This window comes from Amycolatopsis sp. NPDC039088, assembly GCF_055598845.1.
Genome location: NZ_JBVKAE010000073.1, coordinates 1 through 18774 on the forward strand (window position 1 = coordinate 1; position 18774 = coordinate 18774).

General features: G+C 70.5%; 15 protein-coding genes. 5 read left to right on the forward strand and 10 right to left on the reverse strand.

Features of this window, described 5'->3' with window-relative positions:
- Positions 1 to 212: 212 nt before the first annotated feature.
- Positions 213 to 1169: an RDD family protein gene (locus ACZ7KI_RS42580; RefSeq protein ID WP_470278685.1), complete on the reverse strand. Its 957-nt coding sequence runs from the start codon at positions 1167 to 1169 to the stop codon at positions 213 to 215.
- 61 nt (positions 1170 to 1230) lie between these two features.
- Here ACZ7KI_RS42580 and ACZ7KI_RS42585 point away from each other — a divergent pair, with 61 nt between their 5' ends.
- The gene (locus ACZ7KI_RS42585) at positions 1231 to 2238 is read left to right on the forward strand and encodes a stage II sporulation protein M (protein ID WP_470278686.1); all 1008 of its coding nucleotides are present in this window, start codon (positions 1231 to 1233) and stop codon (positions 2236 to 2238) included.
- A 23-nt stretch (positions 2239 to 2261) separates the two neighbouring features.
- Here ACZ7KI_RS42585 and ACZ7KI_RS42590 read toward each other — a convergent pair whose 3' ends face one another.
- The 5 genes from ACZ7KI_RS42590 to ACZ7KI_RS42610 are packed head-to-tail and all read right to left on the reverse strand — an operon-like array spanning position 2262 to position 7408.
- Positions 2262 to 3548: a DUF58 domain-containing protein gene (locus ACZ7KI_RS42590; protein WP_470278687.1), complete on the reverse strand. Its 1287-nt coding sequence runs from the start codon at positions 3546 to 3548 to the stop codon at positions 2262 to 2264.
- Complete coding sequence (locus tag ACZ7KI_RS42595) at positions 3548 to 4507, reverse strand: AAA family ATPase (protein WP_470278697.1); 960 nt, start codon at positions 4505 to 4507, stop codon at positions 3548 to 3550. The genes ACZ7KI_RS42590 and ACZ7KI_RS42595 overlap by 1 nt, the downstream gene beginning before the upstream one ends.
- Positions 4508 to 4551: 44 nt before the next feature.
- Entirely contained in the window at positions 4552 to 5676 is a 1125-nt protein-coding gene (locus ACZ7KI_RS42600; RefSeq protein WP_470278688.1) for a DUF4350 domain-containing protein, read from the reverse strand.
- Positions 5673 to 6314: a DUF4129 domain-containing protein gene (locus ACZ7KI_RS42605; protein ID WP_470278689.1), complete on the reverse strand. Its 642-nt coding sequence runs from the start codon at positions 6312 to 6314 to the stop codon at positions 5673 to 5675. Before ACZ7KI_RS42605 ends, ACZ7KI_RS42600 begins: the two co-directional genes overlap by 4 nt.
- Complete coding sequence (locus tag ACZ7KI_RS42610) at positions 6308 to 7408, reverse strand: DUF7847 domain-containing protein (RefSeq protein WP_470278690.1); 1101 nt, start codon at positions 7406 to 7408, stop codon at positions 6308 to 6310. Before ACZ7KI_RS42610 ends, ACZ7KI_RS42605 begins: the two co-directional genes overlap by 7 nt.
- 217 nt (positions 7409 to 7625) lie before the next feature.
- Between ACZ7KI_RS42610 and ACZ7KI_RS42615 the strand changes: the two genes are divergently transcribed.
- Positions 7626 to 8708, forward strand: coding sequence for a neutral zinc metallopeptidase (locus ACZ7KI_RS42615; protein WP_470278691.1), 1083 nt, complete (start codon positions 7626 to 7628; stop codon positions 8706 to 8708).
- Between the two features lie 42 nt (positions 8709 to 8750).
- Here ACZ7KI_RS42615 and ACZ7KI_RS42620 read toward each other — a convergent pair whose 3' ends face one another.
- Both ACZ7KI_RS42620 and ACZ7KI_RS42625 read right to left on the reverse strand, forming a co-directional pair.
- On the reverse strand, positions 8751 to 9161 hold the full coding sequence (locus tag ACZ7KI_RS42620; RefSeq protein WP_470278698.1) for a hypothetical protein: 411 nt from the start codon (positions 9159 to 9161) through the stop codon (positions 8751 to 8753).
- Positions 9162 to 9310: 149 nt separating this feature from the next.
- Entirely contained in the window at positions 9311 to 10387 is a 1077-nt protein-coding gene (locus ACZ7KI_RS42625; protein WP_470278692.1) for a potassium channel family protein, read from the reverse strand.
- An 88-nt stretch (positions 10388 to 10475) separates the two neighbouring features.
- Here ACZ7KI_RS42625 and ACZ7KI_RS42630 point away from each other — a divergent pair, with 88 nt between their 5' ends.
- Positions 10476 to 10862, forward strand: coding sequence for a DoxX family protein (locus tag ACZ7KI_RS42630; RefSeq protein WP_465504829.1), 387 nt, complete (start codon positions 10476 to 10478; stop codon positions 10860 to 10862).
- A 64-nt stretch (positions 10863 to 10926) separates the two neighbouring features.
- Here the strand turns inward: ACZ7KI_RS42630 and ACZ7KI_RS42635 are convergent, their stop codons facing one another.
- Both ACZ7KI_RS42635 and ACZ7KI_RS42640 read right to left on the reverse strand, forming a co-directional pair.
- Positions 10927 to 14181 carry an ATP-dependent helicase gene (locus ACZ7KI_RS42635; RefSeq protein ID WP_470278693.1) on the reverse strand — a complete coding sequence of 1085 codons (3255 nt, stop codon included), beginning with the start codon at positions 14179 to 14181 and terminating at the stop codon, positions 10927 to 10929.
- Positions 14178 to 17402 (reverse strand): ATP-dependent helicase, encoded by a 3225-nt coding sequence (locus tag ACZ7KI_RS42640; protein WP_470278694.1) that lies wholly within the window; start codon positions 17400 to 17402, stop codon positions 14178 to 14180. Before ACZ7KI_RS42640 ends, ACZ7KI_RS42635 begins: the two co-directional genes overlap by 4 nt.
- A gap of 54 nt (positions 17403 to 17456) precedes the next feature.
- Between ACZ7KI_RS42640 and ACZ7KI_RS42645 the strand changes: the two genes are divergently transcribed.
- Together ACZ7KI_RS42645 and ACZ7KI_RS42650 are read left to right on the forward strand one after the other, a co-directional pair.
- Complete coding sequence (locus ACZ7KI_RS42645; protein WP_470278695.1) at positions 17457 to 17780, forward strand: MGMT family protein; 324 nt, start codon at positions 17457 to 17459, stop codon at positions 17778 to 17780.
- Between the two features lie 14 nt (positions 17781 to 17794).
- Positions 17795 to 18622, forward strand: coding sequence for a siderophore-interacting protein (locus ACZ7KI_RS42650; RefSeq protein WP_470278696.1), 828 nt, complete (start codon positions 17795 to 17797; stop codon positions 18620 to 18622).
- Positions 18623 to 18774 lie beyond the last annotated feature (152 nt).

Genomic DNA, 18774 nt, shown 5'->3' on the forward strand with positions numbered 1-18774 from the left:
CGCCCAAATCGGGCACATTTGCCCCGAAAAGTGTCCCTTATGGACAGTCAGGAGCCAGGTGAGGCCCCTTTTACGTGAACCCGCTCCCGCCGGGTCCGCCACGACACGTTCGCCTTGACCCGCTCGAGTAATGGAGCCGACCAGCAGTTATGCGACTTTGCCGGGACCCTGCGCTGAAGGTAGGGAAGGAGGCCTTCACGACGTCGCGGGGATCAGCCTGGTGGCGCGAAGGGGTTCTCGGGTTCCGGCTCCGGCCGCGGGGCAGGCTGGGCGACCGGCTGCGTGACCGGCGCGGGAGCGGCAGCCTGCGGATACGGCTGCGAATAGGACTGCGGATACGGCTGTGGGTACGGCTGAACCGGTTGGGCCTGCACAGGCGGCACGTACTGCACGACAGGCTGAAGCGGCGCGTGCTGCAGCTTCGCCTGATCCCGGCGGCGTCGCTCCGCCAGCACCGCCGACAGGTACGCCCACGACGGCACCCCCGGCGGCACCGGCGCCCCGATCGCCGCCGCGACCTGCTGCGCGAGCCCGTATCCGAGGGCTTCGACCGCCTCGGGACGGAGCTCGCTCGTCCGGCTCAAGTACTGGCGGACGGCCAGCGCGAGGTCGTCCGGCAACCGGGTCAAGTCCAGCTGCGAGGCCCAGTACGCCAGCTCCGGCGGCATCCCGACGTACGGCGTCCGGGAGGCGGGCACGCGTTCCCGGATCACCAGCGTGCCGGCGAGGTAATCGCCGACCCGGCGTCCATTGGGCGACAGCAGCGACGTGACCACCGCCACGACGCCGAGCAGACCCAGCGCCCAGAAGTCGACGAAGAAACCGGCGAGCCCGCGGACGAGCGCGTGCCGGAACCGGACCGGGCCGCCGTCCGTGCGGACCACGCGCAGGCCGAGCGCCATCTTCCCGAGCGTGCGGCCCCGGCTGAGCGTCTCGAAGATCACCGGGTAGCCGACCATGATCAGCACGAGGGTCACCAGGAACAGGGTCATTATCAGCGCTTCGTCGCCGAACACGATGACCTGGCTCAGTACCAGCATCGCGACGAACAGCGCGATCAGCTGGAGGGCGACGTCGATCATCATGGCGAGCCCTCGGCTGGCCAGTTTCGCCGCGCGCATGTCCAGGACGACGGCCTCGCCGGTGACGAGTTCGGACTCTTGTTCCACCTGGCAAGCGTAGTGACGAATAGGCTGGGCGACCAAGGACGATCGTCGGGAGGGTTCCGAGTTGGACGTGGACGTGTTCGTCGCCGCGCATCAGGCCGAATGGGACCGGCTGCGTGACCTCGTCGGCCGCGCCGGGAAACTCAGCGGCCAGGACGCCGACGAGCTGGTGACGCTGTACCAGCGCGTCGCGACCCACCTTTCGATCATCCGCTCGGTCGCGCCCGACCCCGCGCTCGTCGCGCAGCTGTCCGGCCTGGTCGCGAAGGCGCGCTCGGCCGTCACCGGCTCGCACAGCCCAGCCTGGCGCGAGGTCGGCCTGTTCTTCACCCGGCGCTTCCCGGCCGCGCTGTACCTGAGCAGGCGCTGGTGGCTCGCGTCGGCGGCGGCGTCGATCGCGGTGATGGCGATCGCGGCGGTGTGGATCGCCGGTGACCCGCAGGTGCTCGCGTCGCTGGCCTCGCCGGAGGAGTTCAAGGACCTGACCGCGCCGGGCGGGAAGTACGAGACGTACTACTCGTCCGACCCCGCGGGCTCCTTCGCCGCGCGCGTGTGGACGAACAACGCGTGGGTGGCGGCGACCTGCCTGTTCCTCGGCGTCGTGCTGGGTCTCCCGGTGATCTACGCGCTCTGGGCGAACTCGCTGAACCTCGCGGTCGGCGCGGCGCTGATGTCCTCGGCCGGACGGCTCGACGTCTTCTTCGGCCTGATCCTCCCGCACGGCCTGCTGGAACTGACCGCGGTGTTCGTCGCGGCCGGGACGGGACTGAAGCTGGGCTGGACGGTCGTCGACCCCGGACGCCGCTCACGGACGGCGGCGCTCGGTGAGCAGGGGCGGTCGGTCGTGGTGATGGCGCTGGGCCTGACCGTGGTGTTGCTGATCTCCGGCGTGATCGAGGGCTTCGTGACCCCGTCGGGCCTGCCGACCTGGGCACGGATCGGAATCGGCGTGCTCGCCGAAGTCGCCTTTTTGCTCTACGTCTTCGTGGTCGGGCGAAAGGCCGCGAAAGCGGGGGAAACGGGCGATGTCGACTGGCGGTACGCCGGTGATTCCCGACCGGAAGCCGGCTGACCAGGCGGCGCGCGCGGTCGACGTCAGAGTCGCCCGGCCGCCTTCAGCGCGAGATACCGGTCGGCCAGCCGCGGCGGGAGGTCCTCGGGCACGGCGTCGACGACCTCGACCCCGTGCCGCGCCAGCCGCGCGGTGACCTGGCGCCGTTCGGCCAGCACCCGCTCGGCCGCGGCGGCGTCGTAGACGGCCTCCGCGTCACCGCGGCCCGCCGCCATGTCGGCCACCCGCGGGTCGGCCACCGAAGCGACCACCAGCTGATGCCGCGAGGTCAGGTTGGACAGCACCGGGAACAGGCCCTCTTCGAGCGGCGCCGCGTCCAGCCCGGTCAGCAGGACGACCAGCGCGCGCCGCCGGGTCCGCCGCAGCACCTCCGCGACCATCCCGCGCGCGTCGGTCTCGATGAGCGACGGTTCGAGCGGCGCCATCGCGTTCACCAAGGCGGGCAACAGTTCCGTCGAACCCTGCACCGCGGCCTGTACCTGACGGTCGTAGGCGAAGAGGTCGACGCGGTCACCCGCCCGCGCGGCGAGCACGGCCAGCAGCAGCGCGGCGTCCATCGCCGCGTCGAGCCGCGGCGCGTCCCCGACCCGGCCCGCCGAAACGCGGCCGGTGTCGAGGACCAGCACCACGTGCCGGTCGCGTTCGGGGCGCCAGGTCCGCACCATGACATCGGACGCGCGTGCCGAGGCCCGCCAGTCGATCGACCGGACGTCGTCACCGATCACGTACTCGCGCAACGAGTCGAATTCCGTGCCCTGCCCCCGGATCAGTACCGCGTTGCGGCCGTCGAGCTGCTGCAGCCGCGCCAGCCGCGACGGCAGATGCTTGCGGCTGTGGAACGGCGGCAGCACCCGCACGGTCCACGGCACCTCGTGCGAACCCTGCCGTGCCGCGAGGCCGAGCGGCCCGGTCGACCGGACGGTGACCCGGACCGCCCGCCGATCGCCGCGCCGGGTCGGCAGGAGCCGGGTGGTGACGACGCGGCGTTCGCCCGCGGGCAAGGTCAAGCGGTGCCGGTCGTCCGCGCCGGCGCTGGGCGGCCAGGCGTCCCGCAGCCACGCGCGCACGGGACGGCCACCAGGGTTGGCGACGGTCAGCGTGATCTCACAGGCCTCCCCCAGCCGTACGGATGTCGCACCGGACCGCTCGAACCGCAACCGCCGCACACTCCCGGCGAGCAGGAGATCCAGCACCACCAACAGGAACACGACCGCGGCGGCCAGCCCGATCCCGGTCCACGACGGCAGCAGGAGGCCGACCACCGGCGCCGCGAGGAGCGCCAGCAGCCCGAGCCGCCCGGTGACGGCCATCAGCGTGGAACGGGCACGGACGCGAGGACGCGGTCCAGCACACCGTCGGCGGTCGCGCCTTCGAGTTCGGCTTCGGGCCGCAGATCGAGCCGGTGCCGCAAAGACGGCCGTGCCAAGGCTTTGACGTCGTCCGGGGTGGCGTAGTCGCGGCCGGCGAGCCACGCCCAGGCCCGCGTCGCGGCCAGCAGCGCGGTCGCGCCACGCGGCGAGACGCCGATGCGCACGGACGGCAGCGCCCGCGTCGCCCGGCAGACGTCGACGATGTAGGCGAGCACCTCGGGGCGCACGGTGACCCCGGCGACCGCGCGCCGCGCCGCGTCGAGTTCGGCGGCGCCGGCGACCGGCTTGAGCCCGGCCGCGACCAGATTCCTCGGGTCGAATCCTTGCGCGTGCCGGGAAAGGATGCCGAATTCGTCCTCACGCGACGGCGTCGGCATGGTCAGTTTCAGCAGGAACCGGTCCAGCTGCGCCTCGGGAAGCGGGTAAGTGCCTTCGTATTCGACCGGGTTCTGTGTCGCGATGACGATGAACGGATCGGGCAACGGCCGGGTCTTGCCGTCGTTGGAGACCTGCCGCTCCTCCATCGCCTCCAGCAGCGCCGACTGCGTTTTCGGCGGGGTGCGGTTGATTTCGTCGGCCAGCAGCAGATTGGTGAACACCGGGCCCTCGCGGAAGGAGAACTCGCCACTGTGCGCGTCGTAGATGATCGAGCCGGTGATGTCGCCCGGCATGAGGTCCGGCGTGAACTGCACCCGCGTCGTCTTCAGGTCCAGCGCCGCGGCCAAGGCGCGCACAAGCAAGGTCTTCGCCACACCAGGGACGCCTTCGAGCAGCACGTGCCCTCGGCACAGCAACGCGATGATGAGCCCGGTGACGGCCGCGTCGTTGCCGACGACGGCCTTCCCGACCTCGGCGCGCAACGCGATCAGTGCCGCGCGCGCTTCGGCCGCACCGTCCACACTGGACTGCTCGGCCTGTCCGGTCTGCCCGGCCTGTTCGGTACTCAAGACCGCTCCACCTCTCGTTCCACGACGTCGAGTCCGTCCGCCAGCCGCACCAGCGCGGCGTCGTCGGCGGGCGGATCCCCGTACAGCAGCGCGCCGATCTCGGCCGGGGCCCGGCCGGTCCGCGCGGCGACGGATTCCACCAGTGCCGCGGGTTCGGCGTCGCGGGTCAGCCCCAGCAACGGCCGAAGCCGCGCGCGGGCCGCCTCACGCAGGGTCTCCCCGGCGTGCGCGGCGGCCTTCGCCTTGCGATACAACCGAGCCCTGCCCTCGGTGGCCTCGGCCGCGCGCACCACGACCGGGATCGGTTCGGTCACCACCGGCCCGAGCCGCCGGGAGCGCCACAGCGCCAGCAGGACCACCGCGATCCCGGCCTGCAAGGCCCCGTACGACCAGCCGGCCGGGATCAGTTCGGACAGCGGCTTCTTCTCCGCTTCGAGCGACGGATCCGCCGGCGTCGGCAGGTACCAGACCAGCCGCTCGTGCTTCCCGAGCAGCCGCATGGCGAGCGCCGCGTTGCCCTCGGCCGACAACTCTTTGTTGGTCAGCAGATCGGGAGAGCCGAGCACGGTCACCGTCGCTTGTGGACCGGGGACTTCGAGATACGAACCGCCGTAGCAATCCTGTGCCCGTGGCTGCGTGGCCGTGTACCTCAAGCCACCCATCGTCGCGCTGCCCGCGGCGACGGGATCCGCCGCCTGACAGTCCGGGGCCCGGGTCTCGATCTCCAGCTGGCCGGTCGACCGCACCCCGGGAAGGATCTCCTCGAGCATGCCAGGACTCGGCTGCACCAGTACGACGTGCTTGGCGTTCCGCCGGATTTCGGCGAAGGTGTTCTCGGGCAGGTAGGCGGGCTGGGTGATCAAGACGGTCGCGTCCCTCGCGACACCTTTGGCCGCGGCTGCGGTGCGCACGACCGGGATCTTGACGCCTTCCCGTTCCAGCAAGGTCGCCAGCGCGCGGCTGCCGCCGGGCTCGTACGAACCCGGTTCGAGGGCGCCGGGGGTCTGCTCACCTCTGGCGAGGACCAGCAGCGTGCCGGTCAGCACCACGAGGAAGATCACCGCGAGCGGGAGCCGCACCCCGCGCCAGATCCGGCGGGCGTCGGGCGAAACCGAGGTCATCCGGCCGCCAGCGCGACGGGCCGGGAACGGCGGCAGCGATCGTCCAATTCGGACAAGGACCGGTAACCGGCCTCGGTGGCCGGTATCCCTCCATAATGGACATCGTCGAACAACCGGGCACCGGCGCGCAGCGCGTCGGCGACGTCCGGGAGCAGCCGTCCGGCTTCGATGGCGGCCTCGTCGGCCGTCCGGCCGGACTTCTCGTCCAGCAGCGCCCGTTCCTCCAATGACCGCACCAGGGCACGGAAGATCTCCCGGACGGCGTCGTCGAAGTCGCCCCGCGCCGCGGCCTCCGCGGCCGCTTTGCGGTGTTCACCGGAAGGTTTGCGCCGCCCGGCGAAGACCGCGCGCTCCCCCTTGGCCGAGGTCGCCAAGGGACCGGACCGCAGCCGGATCACCACGAACAGCACGATCACCACGACGATCAGCACCACGACGGCGAAGATCCCGCCGGGCACGGCGCTGTTGACGGTGGTGAGGAACTTCAGCAGCTTTTCGACCACCCAGCTGAACGCCTCGGACAGCCAACTCGGCTTCGCGGCCTGGTAAGCCGGACCCGAGAGTTCCTCGGCCGCGCGCAGCCGGGCGGTGTCCCGGTCGATGTCGACCGGGACTTCGGTGAGGAAACGCGTCACCATGCCTGCGGCGGAGGCGGCGGCGTGATGCCGGCGGCACGGGCCAGTTCGATGTCCATGCCCTCGCGGCGCATCCGCTGGTCGATGTAGAGGATGACGGTGACCAGCGCGGTGAACGGCCCGACGATCGTCTGCGCGATCACGGTGCCGACCGACTGCAGGATCAGGTCACCGGTCGAGGGGATGTACACCTGCTGGGGATCGGTGAAGACGGACATGAACGCGCCGAAGCTGAACGGCGTCGTGATGATCGACCCCAGCAACCCCGAGATCACGGCGGCCAGCAGCAGGATTCCGAAGACCCGCCAGAACATCCCCGAGACCAGCTTCACCGAACGACGGAACGCCTCGCGCACGGTGCCGCGTTCCAGGAGCAGCGCCGGACTGGCCAGCGCCCAGAAGGTGAACGGGATGATCGCGGGGATGAGACAGAAGATCGCCGCGACCAGGATCGCCAGCGTGTAGAGCACGGTCAGCCCGAGCAGCGGCAGGAGCCGGGACGCCGCCTCCTTCACCGCCTCCTTGAAGATGACCGGCTTGCCCAGCGCGGCCTTGCCCATCAGGACGGTCAGGAAGCCGGTGAGCAGCGTCGTCCCGACCATGGTGGCGATGAGACTGATGAAGCTCACCGCCAGCGATCCGCCGAGCATGTCCAGCAGCTGGTTCATCAGTTCCTGATCGGTGGCCGCCGGGCCGAGATCGCGGATCCGCTCGAGGTCCTCGGTCGTGTCGACCAACAGCAACCCGATCAGGTCGATGGCGGCGGTGAGCACGGCGGTCACCGCGGCGGCGCCGAAGACCATCCGCCAGTACCGGCGCATGGTGGTGATCGCGCCGTCGAGGATGTCGGTCAGGTTCAGCGGGCGCAGCGGGATGACCCCGGGCCTGCCGAGTCCGACCTTCCAGTTCGGATACTGCTGCTGCGGGGCCTGATAGGACGGCGGAGGCGGTGCCGCCCCTGACGGGGACTGCCACTGCTGGTCCGGCGCAGGCGGTGGCGGTGGCGGCACTTCACCGCGCGGCGGTGTCGGTGCGTCCGCCTGCGGCTTCGGCGTCTCGGAACCTTCCGGCCCGGACGGTCCCCCGGTCTCCGTCATGCGACAACCCCTTACCCGTTCGCGTGGCTTACGCACACTCTTCCAGAGGGTCCGACACCCAGCCAGAGCTGGGGTGACGACACTGATGGGTGACCGCTCGCCTCACCATGGATACCCTCTGCAGCGAGCAATGGGAGGGTGCGCCGTTAGCTCGTTATGCTGAACATTCGGGCCGGGTACCCCCGGTTCGCCCCTAGGACCACCCGGGACCGACTTGATGACGCAACCGCCCCACGGCCAGTGGCCGCCACGCGGCGCCGTCCAGCCACCGCCGGTGCACGGCCAGCCCCCTGCCCCGTGGCAAGGCGCCCCACACCAGTTCCCGACGCCGCCGCGCCGGTCGGCCGGCGCGATCATCGGGATCTGCCTCGGCGCGGTCGCCGTACTGGTCCTCGGTCTGGTGGCGATCGTTTCACTCAATCGTGACGACAACGATCACGTAGCGAATGCGGGCTACCAGAACTCTCCTGGCCCGACTTCCCCGGCGGCACTGCCGCCGAGCGGGTCGTCGTCGCCCTCGTCCTCGCCGGATCCGTTCCCGACGTCGCCGTCCAGGACGCCGTCCACTTCGAACGGGCCGCAGAAGATCCTCAAGCTCGCGGACCACCCGATGCTCCAGGATCCCAACGCCGGCCTGCAGAACCGCGTCTGCACGCTGCCGCAGTGGCAGAGCAGCCAGCAGGCGGCGGAGGCGTTCTTCACCGCGGCGGGCAAATGCCTCGACAACGCGTGGGGCCCGTTCCTCGAGGCCTACCGCCTGCCGTTCACCCCGCCCGCCCTGCACTTCCCGACCGGCGCCAGCTTCGACACCGAATGCGGCACGATCCAGGTGGGCATCGCGACGGCGGCGTACTACTGCGAGAACAACCTCTACGTGCCGTTCCGGGGTCTGCAGACCGACCAGTACGGCAACAATCCCGGCGTCTACCTCGCGCTTTTCGCCCACGAGTACGGGCATCACGTGCAGGAGGTCGCCGGGCTGATGGACGCGGCCTGGCAGAAGATCTACGACGCGGGGCAGAACAGCCCGGCCGGGCTGGAGATGTCGCGGCGGAAGGAACTGCAGGCGCAGTGTTTCTCCGGGATGTTCCTCGGCGCGCATGTCGACCAGGGCGGCACGGTCAGCCGGGACATGTACAACAAGGCCTGGAACGACCAGGAGACCCGGGGCGACAACACCTCACGCAGCCAGGACCACGGGACGAACGCGCATTACGCGTCCTGGTGGCGGGCCGGTGCGAGCAACAACCGGATCGCCGACTGCAACACCTTCTCGGCTGCGGCCAGCGCCGTCTCCTGACCCCTCCCCTTCCCTCGCGGTTCGTCCTCTAAATGCGAGGGGTCAGAGCGCCGCCGCGAGCCGCCGCGGCCCACGCAGGACGAGGAAGACGTACATCCCGCCGGCGAAGCAGCTGAACACCAGCAGTGCCAGCCCGAGCGGACGCCGCGCGTCGCTGGCTCCGGTCGCCGCGTCGGCCGCGTGCACCGAGACGGCGTCACCCGCGGAGCCGTCGGGGACGACGACTTCGACCCGCTCCCCCTTGCCGTGCCCGCAGGCGTTGAGTGAGCCCTCCATCGGCTTGCCGCCGAATTCGAACTTGACGGTCTCGGTGGCGCCGCCGCCCGTACAGGGCGCGGGCCGGACGACCTCGGCCTGCACGGTCGTCCCCGGAGTGTCGTTCGTGATGCCGAACAGACCAGGCCCGGCGAGCCAGGCCAGAAAGATCACCAGCAGGCCGACACCGGCCGCCACGGCCAGGGAGTTCCACCCCGGGGTGAGCCCTCTGGCGGGGTCCGATCGCTTGCGCACGATCGCCATGCTCCCAGAACCGGGCGGCAAAACACAGCGAACCCTCCCGGTGGCGAAGGTGATACCAAAGGTCCCCCGCTACCGCCGCCGGATCAGCGCTCGATGGTCTCCGCGGACGTCACCTTGCGGACGTACAGCAGCTTGTCGCCCGGCTCGATCGCGTCGGCCTGCGGAGCGTCGACGCGGTACAGGACGCCGCCGCGGACGACGCCCAGCACGATGTCCGACAGATGCCGCGGCGAGCCGCCCTCTTCGGACGGTTCCACCGGGCGTTCGGCGATCGCGAGGCCGGACTCGGGGGTGAGCAGGTCCTCGACCATGTCGACCACCAGCGGCGACGACGTCGCCATACCGAGCAGGCGGCCTGCCGTCTCGCTCGACACCACGACCTGGTTCGCGCCCGACTGCTTCAGCAGATGGACGTTCTCCGCCTCCCGCACCGACGCCACGATGTGCGCTTTCGGCGCCAGCTCGCGCGCGGTCAGCGTGACCAGCACCGCGGTGTCGTCCCGGTTCGGGGCGACGACGACGGCCTTGGCCCGCTGGACACCGGCGACCCGCAGCACGTCGGCGCGGGTGGCCGAACCGTGCACGGTCACCAGGCCGAGCGAAGTGGCCGCTTCGAGAGCCTGCTGCTCGGTATCGACGACGACGATGTGATCGGGTTCGACGTTCTCGTCCCCGAGCAGCGCGTTGACCGCCGACCGGCCCTTCGTGCCGAATCCGACGACGACCGTGTGGTCACGCACCTTCGTCCTCCACTTTTGGATCTTGAAAGCCTGGCGGGAGCGCTCGGTGAGCACTTCCAGGGTGGTACCGACCAGGACGATGAGGAAGAGCACCCGCAGCGGGGTGATCACCAGGACGTTCACCAGCCGCGCGGACGACGTCGCGGGCGCGATGTCACCGTACCCCGTGGTCGAGAGCGACACCGTCGCGTAATAGAGGCTGTCGAGGAAGCTGAGCCCGTCGCCGTTCGCGTCGCGGTAGCCGTCCCGGTCGAGGTAGACGATCAGGACGGTCGCCAGCAGGGCGAGCATCGCGCCGATGATCCGTTTGAGGATCGACCGCAGCGGGCTGACCGTCAGTTCCGGCATCCGGATCACACCGACGAGCTCGTGGTCCGGACGGTCGCTCAGCCGGACCGGGAAACGCTTGAGAACCCTCATGCACAGGCTCCGGCCTGGTCCGCGTCACTCACGGTCGGGAGGATAGCCGAAGATCCTCGCCTTCAGCGCGGTATGCGAAGCTCGGGGCATGTCTTCGGAATCCAAGCCGTCGCAGCGGCCCGCGTATTTCCTCGCCGGCCTCCTCGGCGCGGCGGGTGTCCTGCACTTCCTCCAGCCCAAACCGTTCGACGCCATCATCCCGAAGCAGCTTCCCGGTTCGCCTCGCGCGTGGACCTACGGCTCGGGCGTCGCCGAGCTGGGGGTCGCCGCCGCGATCGCCGCGCCGAAAACGCGCCGTCTCGGCGGGCTCGCGGCCGCGCTGCTGTTCGTGGTGGTCTTGCCGGGGAACGTCAAGATGGCCGTGGACGCCGATCGCCGAAAGGCGCCGAAGCACTGGCGAGCGGCTTTCTGGGCCCGTGTCCCGCTTCAGATCCCGCTCGTGACCTGGGCGCTGAAGGTCCGCGACCGCGCCTGACCCGCGTTTCGTCCTCTGAATGCGGTAGTTGCCCGCGCAAGTACCGCATTCAGAGGACGAAACGCTAGATCGTCGGGACGCGTCGCAGGAGATTTCGCAGGCCTTCGGCGTCCAGCAGATCCGCCGGGCGGACGGTCTGGTCGTGTTTCACATAGTGGAAGGCCGCCCGCACCTTCTCCACGGGGACCTTCTTCAACGCCGCCCACGCCAGCCGGTACGCCGCGAGCTGCACGGCCAGCGGCGCGAGCCGGTCCTTCTCCGGCACCGCGCCGGTCTTCCAGTCGACGACGGTCCAGCCGCCGTCGGCGTCCGCGAAGACGGCGTCCATCCGCCCGCGCACGGTCACGCCCACGACGTCGGCCGAGAACGGGACCTCGACCGCGTGCGGCACCCGGTTCGCCCACTCGCTCTTCTCGAACGCCGTCTGCAGCGCCTCCAGCTCGGAATCCGGTGCCTCGTCGACGTCGGCCGCGCCCGGCAGATCGTCGATCTCCAGTAGCTGTTCGCCGCCGAACCGCTGCTCCAGCCAGCCGTGGAACGCCGTCCCCCGGCGCGCGTAAGTGTTGGGGCGCACCGGAAGCGGCCGCCGCAGCCGCCTCGCCAAAGCGGCAGGGTCCGCCGACAGTTCGACCAGCTGGCTCACCGAAAGATGCGGCGGCAGCACGACCTGCTGGACGCGGTTCTGCGCTCGTGCGCGCTCCTCCAGCAGCACCTTGGTGTCGGAGATCCAGCCGTCCGGATCCTCCTCTTCCTCGACGTCCCCTTCTTCGGCGTTCTCCATGGCATCGAGCACCATGTCGACGCCATTGGTGACGCCCTCACGCCGCGGCCACAGCGGATCGACCGGCCACCGCGAGCGGCGGGAGTCGGCGACCAGCGGGTTCTCCTCGTCACCGTCGGGCTCGTCGGCCCAGTGCTCGATCCGGCCGACCGAGTTCGCCCGCATCACCTCGCCGATTTCGAGCAGGAACTCCGAAGGCCCCTTCGGCCGCGCGCTGCTCTCGTTCCACCAGTGTCCGGAAACGAGCAGCGTGTGTTCGGAACGGGTCAGCGCGACGTAGCAGAGCCGCCGCTCCTCGTCCGCCTCTCGCGCCACGAAGCCTTCTTCGTGCAGTTCCAAGGCTTCCTGGACTTCTTTACGGTCATAGCCCTCGGAAAGCCGCAGTTCCGGCAGGTCCTCGGAGTCACCGCGCAGCGCGGCCGGAAGCGAAGTCGACGTCCGCAGCCACGACGACGAACGCCGCCTGCCGGGGAAGACCTCCTTGACCAGATGCGGAACCGCGACGATGCGCCATTCCAGCCCCTTGGCCGAGTGCACGGTCAGCACCTGCACCCGGTCCGGGACGACCTCCACCTCGCCGGGGGTGAGCCCGTCTTCCGCGTGCGCGGCGGTGTTCAGGTAGTCCACAAAGGACAAAAGGGTGGCCGTCGGCGAGGTTTCGGCGAAATCGGAGACGACGTCGGCGAAGGCGTCGAGGTGCGCGCGACCGGCCGGTCCGGGACGGGCCAGCGACTCGACGTCGAGCAGCATCGTGCGTTCCACGTCGGCGACCAGTTCGGGCAGCGACTGGTCGAGACGGCGGCGCAAGGCCGACAGCTCCCTGCCGATCCGCTGGATACGCCGGTACCCTTCCGGCGAATACCGTTCCGGCGTACCGGGATCGTCGATGGCGTCGATGAGGCCCGCCTGCTCGACCCGCTCGGTCACCAGCACCGGTTCGTCCACATCGGACTTCGCCGTTGGCTCCGGCGAGGAGAGTTCACCCGCGCGACGCCACAACGCCGCGAGGTCGGCCGCCGCGATCCGCCACCGCGCCCCGGTCAGCAACCGCGCGGCCGCACTGCCCGCGAGCGGATCGGCGAGTACGCGCAACGTGCTGACCAGGTCCGCGACCTCGGGTTCGTCGAGCAGACCACCGAGTCCGACGACCTCCACCGGCAGCCCACGAGCCCGCATTTCGGCCGCGATCGGCGCCATGTCGGCGCGGCGCCGGACCAGCACCGCCGCCGTGGGCGGTTTCCCGGTCTCCTCCATGGTTTCGAACCAGCGCTTCGCCACCGCGTCGGCGACCCATTCGCGTTCGGCGCGGACGTCCGGCAGCAACGCGGAGGCGATATCGGCGGTACCCGCGCCCTCCAGCGCGCGCAGCCGCGCGACGCCGAGACCTCGCTCCCGCAACGGTTCCGAGATCGCGTTGGCCAGTTCCAGCACCTCGGGTGGGTTACGGAAACTGGTCAGCAGCCCGAAATCGAGCGCCGGGACGAGCCGTTCGCCGTTGTCGCGCGGGAAGTCCGTGGTGAACCTCGGCAGGTTGGCCGCGCTCGCCCCGCGCCAGCCGTAGATGGCCTGCGCCGGATCGCCCACCGCCGTCACCGGCATCGGCGGATGCTCGACGCCGCCGAACAGCGACCGCAGCAGGATGCGCTGGGCGTGACCGGTGTCCTGATACTCGTCGAGCAGCACCGCGCCGTACCGCTCGCGCTCCCCCGCGACCACCGCCGGATAGCTGCTGGCGAGCTGCGCGGCCAGCGACATCTGGTCGGCGAAGTCGAGCGCGCCCTCGGCCCGCTTCCGCGCGTGATACGCCTCGACCAGCGGCAGGAGCGCGAGCCGGAACCGTTGCGCCGTCATGACTTCGGCCAGTTTCTGCGGCAGCGCGGCGCGTTGCCCCTTGGCCCGCGGCGCGTTCTCGATGACCTCGCACAGCCACGACGTGTACTGCGCGAGCCGTTCGGGTTCGACCAGATGCTCACCCAGTTCCCCGGCCAGCGCCAGCAATTGCGCCGTCACCGTGGAGGGCACGCGATCGGTGTCGAGGTCATTGTCCCAAGTGGACACCACACGATGCGAGAACTGCCATGAAGACGTCTCCGAGAGCAGCCGGACGCCGGGTTGGACCGGCAACCGCAGCCCGTGTTCGGACAGCAGGCGCCCGGCGTACGCGTGATAGGTGAGCACCGTCGGTTCCCCGGCCGTCACCGTCGTGCGCAGGTCACCGGTCGGGTCGATCCGGTCGAGCAGCCCCGATCCGACGAGGCGGCGCAGCCGGGTGCGGACGCGTTCACCGAGCTGGCGGGCGGCCTTGCGGGTGAAGGTCAGGCCGAGCACGCGTTCCGGCGGTACGACACTGTTGGCCACCAGCCACACGACGCGCGCGGCCATCGTCTCCGTCTTGCCCGCACCGGCACCCGCGACCACCAGGGACGGCTCGATGGGCGCGGCGATGACCTCGGCCTGTTCGTCGGTCGGACTGTGCAGGCCGAGCGCGCGAGCGATCTCGCCCGGTTCGACCTGACGGCGCTGAAGATCGGAGATCAAGGACCGGTCACCTGCCTGCCCTCGGGCCGCAGCGGACAGCAACCCCTTGCCGGACAGCGATCACAGTCCGGGTTCTCGGTGACCCCGTACTCCGGGCCGGTGGCCGATCCGGCCGCCGAGCGCACCAGTTCGAGCCACTGCTTGCCGCCGTCCTCGTCCAGCGGTGCCTGTTCACGCTGGGTGGATCCGGTCTTGTTGTTGGACTTCGCGACGTAGACCAACCGCGCGCCGCCGGGTTTCGAGCCACCCTCGACCGCGCCGAGCAGCACGGCCAGCTGATACGCGGCCAGCTGCGGATGCTGTTCGGCGTCCGAGGCCGAGATCGGGACCTTGCCGGTCTTGATGTCGATGACGACCGGGCGGCCGTCCTTGTCCATCTCCACCCGGTCGACGCGGCCGCGCAGCAGCACGCGGACGTCGCTGTTCTCGCCGTCGCCGACCGGTAGTTCGACCTCGATGTCCTGCTCGACGCCTGCTTCGATCAGTTCCTTGCGGCTGGTTTCCAGCCAGGAGATGAAGTTCCGCAGCATCTGCTCGACCCGCGAGCGCTCGCGGCGCGAGAACCACGGCGCTCCCGCGTCGACCCGCACCCACGCCTCGTCGAGCGCCGCGCGGATCTGCTCGTCACTGCTCCCGCCCGCGACCGCCTGCGCGAGCCCGTGCACCAGGGTTCCGGTGACGGCGGCCAGTTGCGCCGGATCGCTGCCGCCGTGGCGTTCGATCAGCCACCGCAGCGGGCATTTGACCAGAACCTCCACAGTGGACGGTGAGATCCGGATGAGATCGCCCGGTTTGTGCACGGGCTCGCCGGTCGACGGTTCGAGAAGGCCGTACCAGGTGCTCGGATGCGCTCCCGGCACTCCGGCGGCCGCCAGTTTCGCGAGCTGACGGGCCGCGCGCTGCCGCCTCCCGGGCTCGCATGCCTCATCGCACACGACCTCGCGCAGTTCGCCGACGAGTTCGGCGAGCACCAGCGACCGCTCGGCGGGTTTCATCCGCGAGTCGAGTCCACCGTCGTCCGCGCCGTTCTCCTCCAGGTCGTCGATGAACCGCGAGGGCTGCTCGTCCTCCCCCGCGACCGCGCTGACCAGCAACGTCTTCCGCGCCCGGCTCGCGGCGAGGTAGAACAGGCGCCGCTCTTCGGCGAGGATCGGCGCGGTGGCGGACACCTTCTCGTCGTCGACGCCGGACATGAGGTCCACCAGCCGCTCGACGCCCAACACGGAGCCGCGCAGCCGCAGATCCGGCCAGCTGCCCTCCTGGACCCCGGCGACCGACACGACCGTCCACTCGCGACCGGCGGCCGCGTGCGCGGTGAGCAGCGAAACGCCTTCGCTCTTCATGGCCGCGGGCGCCAGCGTGTCACCGGCGATGTTCTGCGCGGACAGGTAATCCGCGAACGAGGCGACACTCGACCTCGGCAATCTGTCGACATAGCGACCGGCCGCGTCGAAGAGCGCGACGATCGCGTCGAGATCCCGATCCGCCTGCGAGCCCAGTGAACCGCCGCGATCGACCAGCCGCAGGAAACGCTGTTCCAGACCGCTGGCCTGCCACAGCTCCCACAGCACCTGCTCGACGCCATCGCCCCGCACCACGGCTTGGTGTGCCGCGTGCAGCAGGCCACCGACGCGGCGCATCGGCTGTGCTTCGGCCTCCGCCAAGCCGGTGAGGACGTCGTTGGTACGCAAGGCTTCCACCAGCAACTCGTCGCTGGACCGCTGTCCGCCCCCGGCGAGTTCCAGCCGGCGCAGGCCGCGTCGCAGCCGCCGCAGCGCGAGCGGATCCGCGCCGCCCAAGGGTGACGACAACAGCATCTCGGCGAGGTCCACGTCGAGCAGCTCCGGATCGGCGGCGAGCCGCAGCATCACCAGCAACGGCCGGACGGCCGGCTGTTTCGCGAGCGGCAGTTCCTCGGTCGCCGAACCGATCGGCACCCCGGCGGCACGCAGAGCGCGTTGCAGGACAAGGAAAGTACGAGCGGGCGACCGGACGAGTACCGCCATCTCCGACCACGGGACGCCGTCGACGAGATGCGCGCGGCGCAGCTGATCGGCGATCCAGCTCGCCTCGGCGGCCGGGGTCGGCATCAAGCGGACACGGACGGCGCCACCCTCGGCGTCCGGCGCGTCCACGAGTTTGCGCTGCGGTGCCGAACCGGGCAGCACGGAGCCGAGTTTCGTGACCGCGGTGCGGATCACCGGGGCGTGGCGATGCGCGGTGGTCAGCAGGACCGTGCGCTCGCCGTCTTCGTCCGCGTCGGCGAACAGCCGGGGATCCGCGCCGCGGAAGGAGAACACGGACTGATCCGGATCGCCCGCGACGACGAACTCGTCGGCCGCGTGCCCGATGAGCCGGATGAGCTGCGTCTGCAGCGGATCGAGATGCTGCGCGTCGTCGACGAACAAATGCCGGATCCGGCGTTGTTCGCGTTCACGCAGTTCTTCGTCGTCCTCCAGCGCCAGCAGCGCGGAAGTGACCAGTTCCGCCGCGTCCAGCGCGGGCGCGCTCGCGACGCCGAGCGCGTTGCCGCCCGCGCCTTGCAGCAGCGTGACCTCCTCGTACTGGCTCCAGAAGCGCCCGGCCGCGATCCACTCGTCGCGGCCGCGCCGCCTGCCGAGTTCGACCAGATCCTCCGGGCCCAGCCCGCGTTCGGCGGCGCGGAGCAGGAGATCCCGCAGTTCCTCGGCGAAACCGGGCACGTTCAGCGCCGGCCGCAACTGCTCCGGCCAGTCGAGCGCACCCGCTTCGAGGTCGCCGGCGAGCAGTTCGCGGACGACGACGTCCTGTTCGGCTCCCGCCAGCAGCCGGGGCGGCGGGAGGTCGTCGGCCTGGGCCTCCATCCGCAACAGCGCGTACGCGTACGAGTGCACGGTGCGCACGAGCGGCTCGCGGATCGTGCGGGGCAGCGGATCCTCTTCCGGGTCCGTGGTGAGCCGGTGGGTGATGTCGGCACGCAGGACGTCGGCCGCCTTGCGGGAGGTGGTCAAGATGAGCACGCTCTCCGGATCCGCGCCCTCGGCGATGCGCCGCGAAGCCGCCGACGCCAGCAACGCCGTCTTGCCCGTGCCGGGGCCGCCGAGAACCCGGCGGAAGCCATCGGGGGCGGCCAGCAGGCGGCGGGCGCCGGAATCCCACTGGAAGGACGGCGTGCCGGTGACCGGCGTGCGGACCAGCCGCGCGTCGGTTCCTGCCGCTGTTCGCCGCCCGTTCACGCCCACGATGGAACCACGCCCCGCCGACACAACCTCGCAGCGGCACGGCAAAGTGGTCCCATGGATGACGAACTGCACGAGCGGGTGCGCGAGGTCATCGCGAGCGTGCCCGCCGGCTCGGTCGCGACTTATGGCGATATAGCGTCGGTTTCGGGTGCTCCATCACCGCGGCTGGTCGGGCGGATCCTCGGCGAGGACGGCCACGACCTGCCTTGGCACCGCATTCTGCGCGCCGACGGGACACCGGCGCCGCATCTGGTCCACGAGCAACTGGAACGGCTGCGCACGGAAGGCGTCCTGGCCGACGGACAGCGCGTCGACCTGCGAAAATACCGGTGGCAGCGTGATCCCGGCGACGACGCTGGTCCAGGAGCTCTATTTTAGGTTAGCCTCGCCTAATGAGTTTCATCGAGGCGAAGGTGACCGGCGTCCGGCGGCTCACCCCGCATATGAGCAGGGTGACCTTCTCTGGGGCGTCGCTGGTGGACCAGGCGCCCGACCAGTACCTGAAGGTGTTCTTCCCCCAGCCCGGCCAGACCGAGCCCGTGCTGCCCGCCCCGCTGAGCGGCGACGAAGTGCTCTCCTGGTACCGGACCTACCTCGCGATGCCCGACGACGTCCGCCCGGCGATGCGCACCTACACCGTGCGCGCGCTGCGGCCGTCGGTGCAGGAGATCGACATCGACTTCGTGCTGCACGGCGACGAAGGCCCCGCCTCGGCGTGGGCTTCGCGTGCTTCCGAGGGCGACAGGGTCGCGTTCCTGGGCCCGCACGGCCTCTACGACGTGCCTTCGGACACCACCTGGCAGTTACTGGTCGGTGACGAGACCGCGATCCCGGCGATCGGCGCGATCGTCGAGGCGCTGCCCGCCGGGACACGGGCACTGGTCTACGTCGAGATCGGCGACCGCGAGGACCGGCAGGTCTTCGAAACGAAGGGGACCGTCGAGCTGCACTGGGTGGTGCGGGGCTCCGGTCCGGTGGGTGAGGCGGTGCTCGAAGCGGTGCGTAAGGCCGACCTGCCGGGCGGGACGCCGTACGCGTGGATTTCGGGCGAGGCGAACATGGTGAAGCTCGCGCGGCGGCATCTCGTGCGGGAGCGCGGGATCGACAAGCGGGCGATCTGTTTCACCGGATACTGGCGGCAAGGGCTGAGCGAAGAGGCCGCCGGACGGGAAGCGATGCGGCAGATCGAGAGCGGCGAAGTCCCGGCCGACGAGGACTGACTGACCGCGCTTGACCTGTGAAAAGGGAGCAAGGGACCTTTGCTACCGAAGGTGGGGTGGGGGGGGGGGGGGGGGGGGGGGGGGGGGTTCTTCTCCCCCCCCCCCCCCCCCCCACTACGCACAACCCCCACCACCGGTCGCCGCAACGTTGT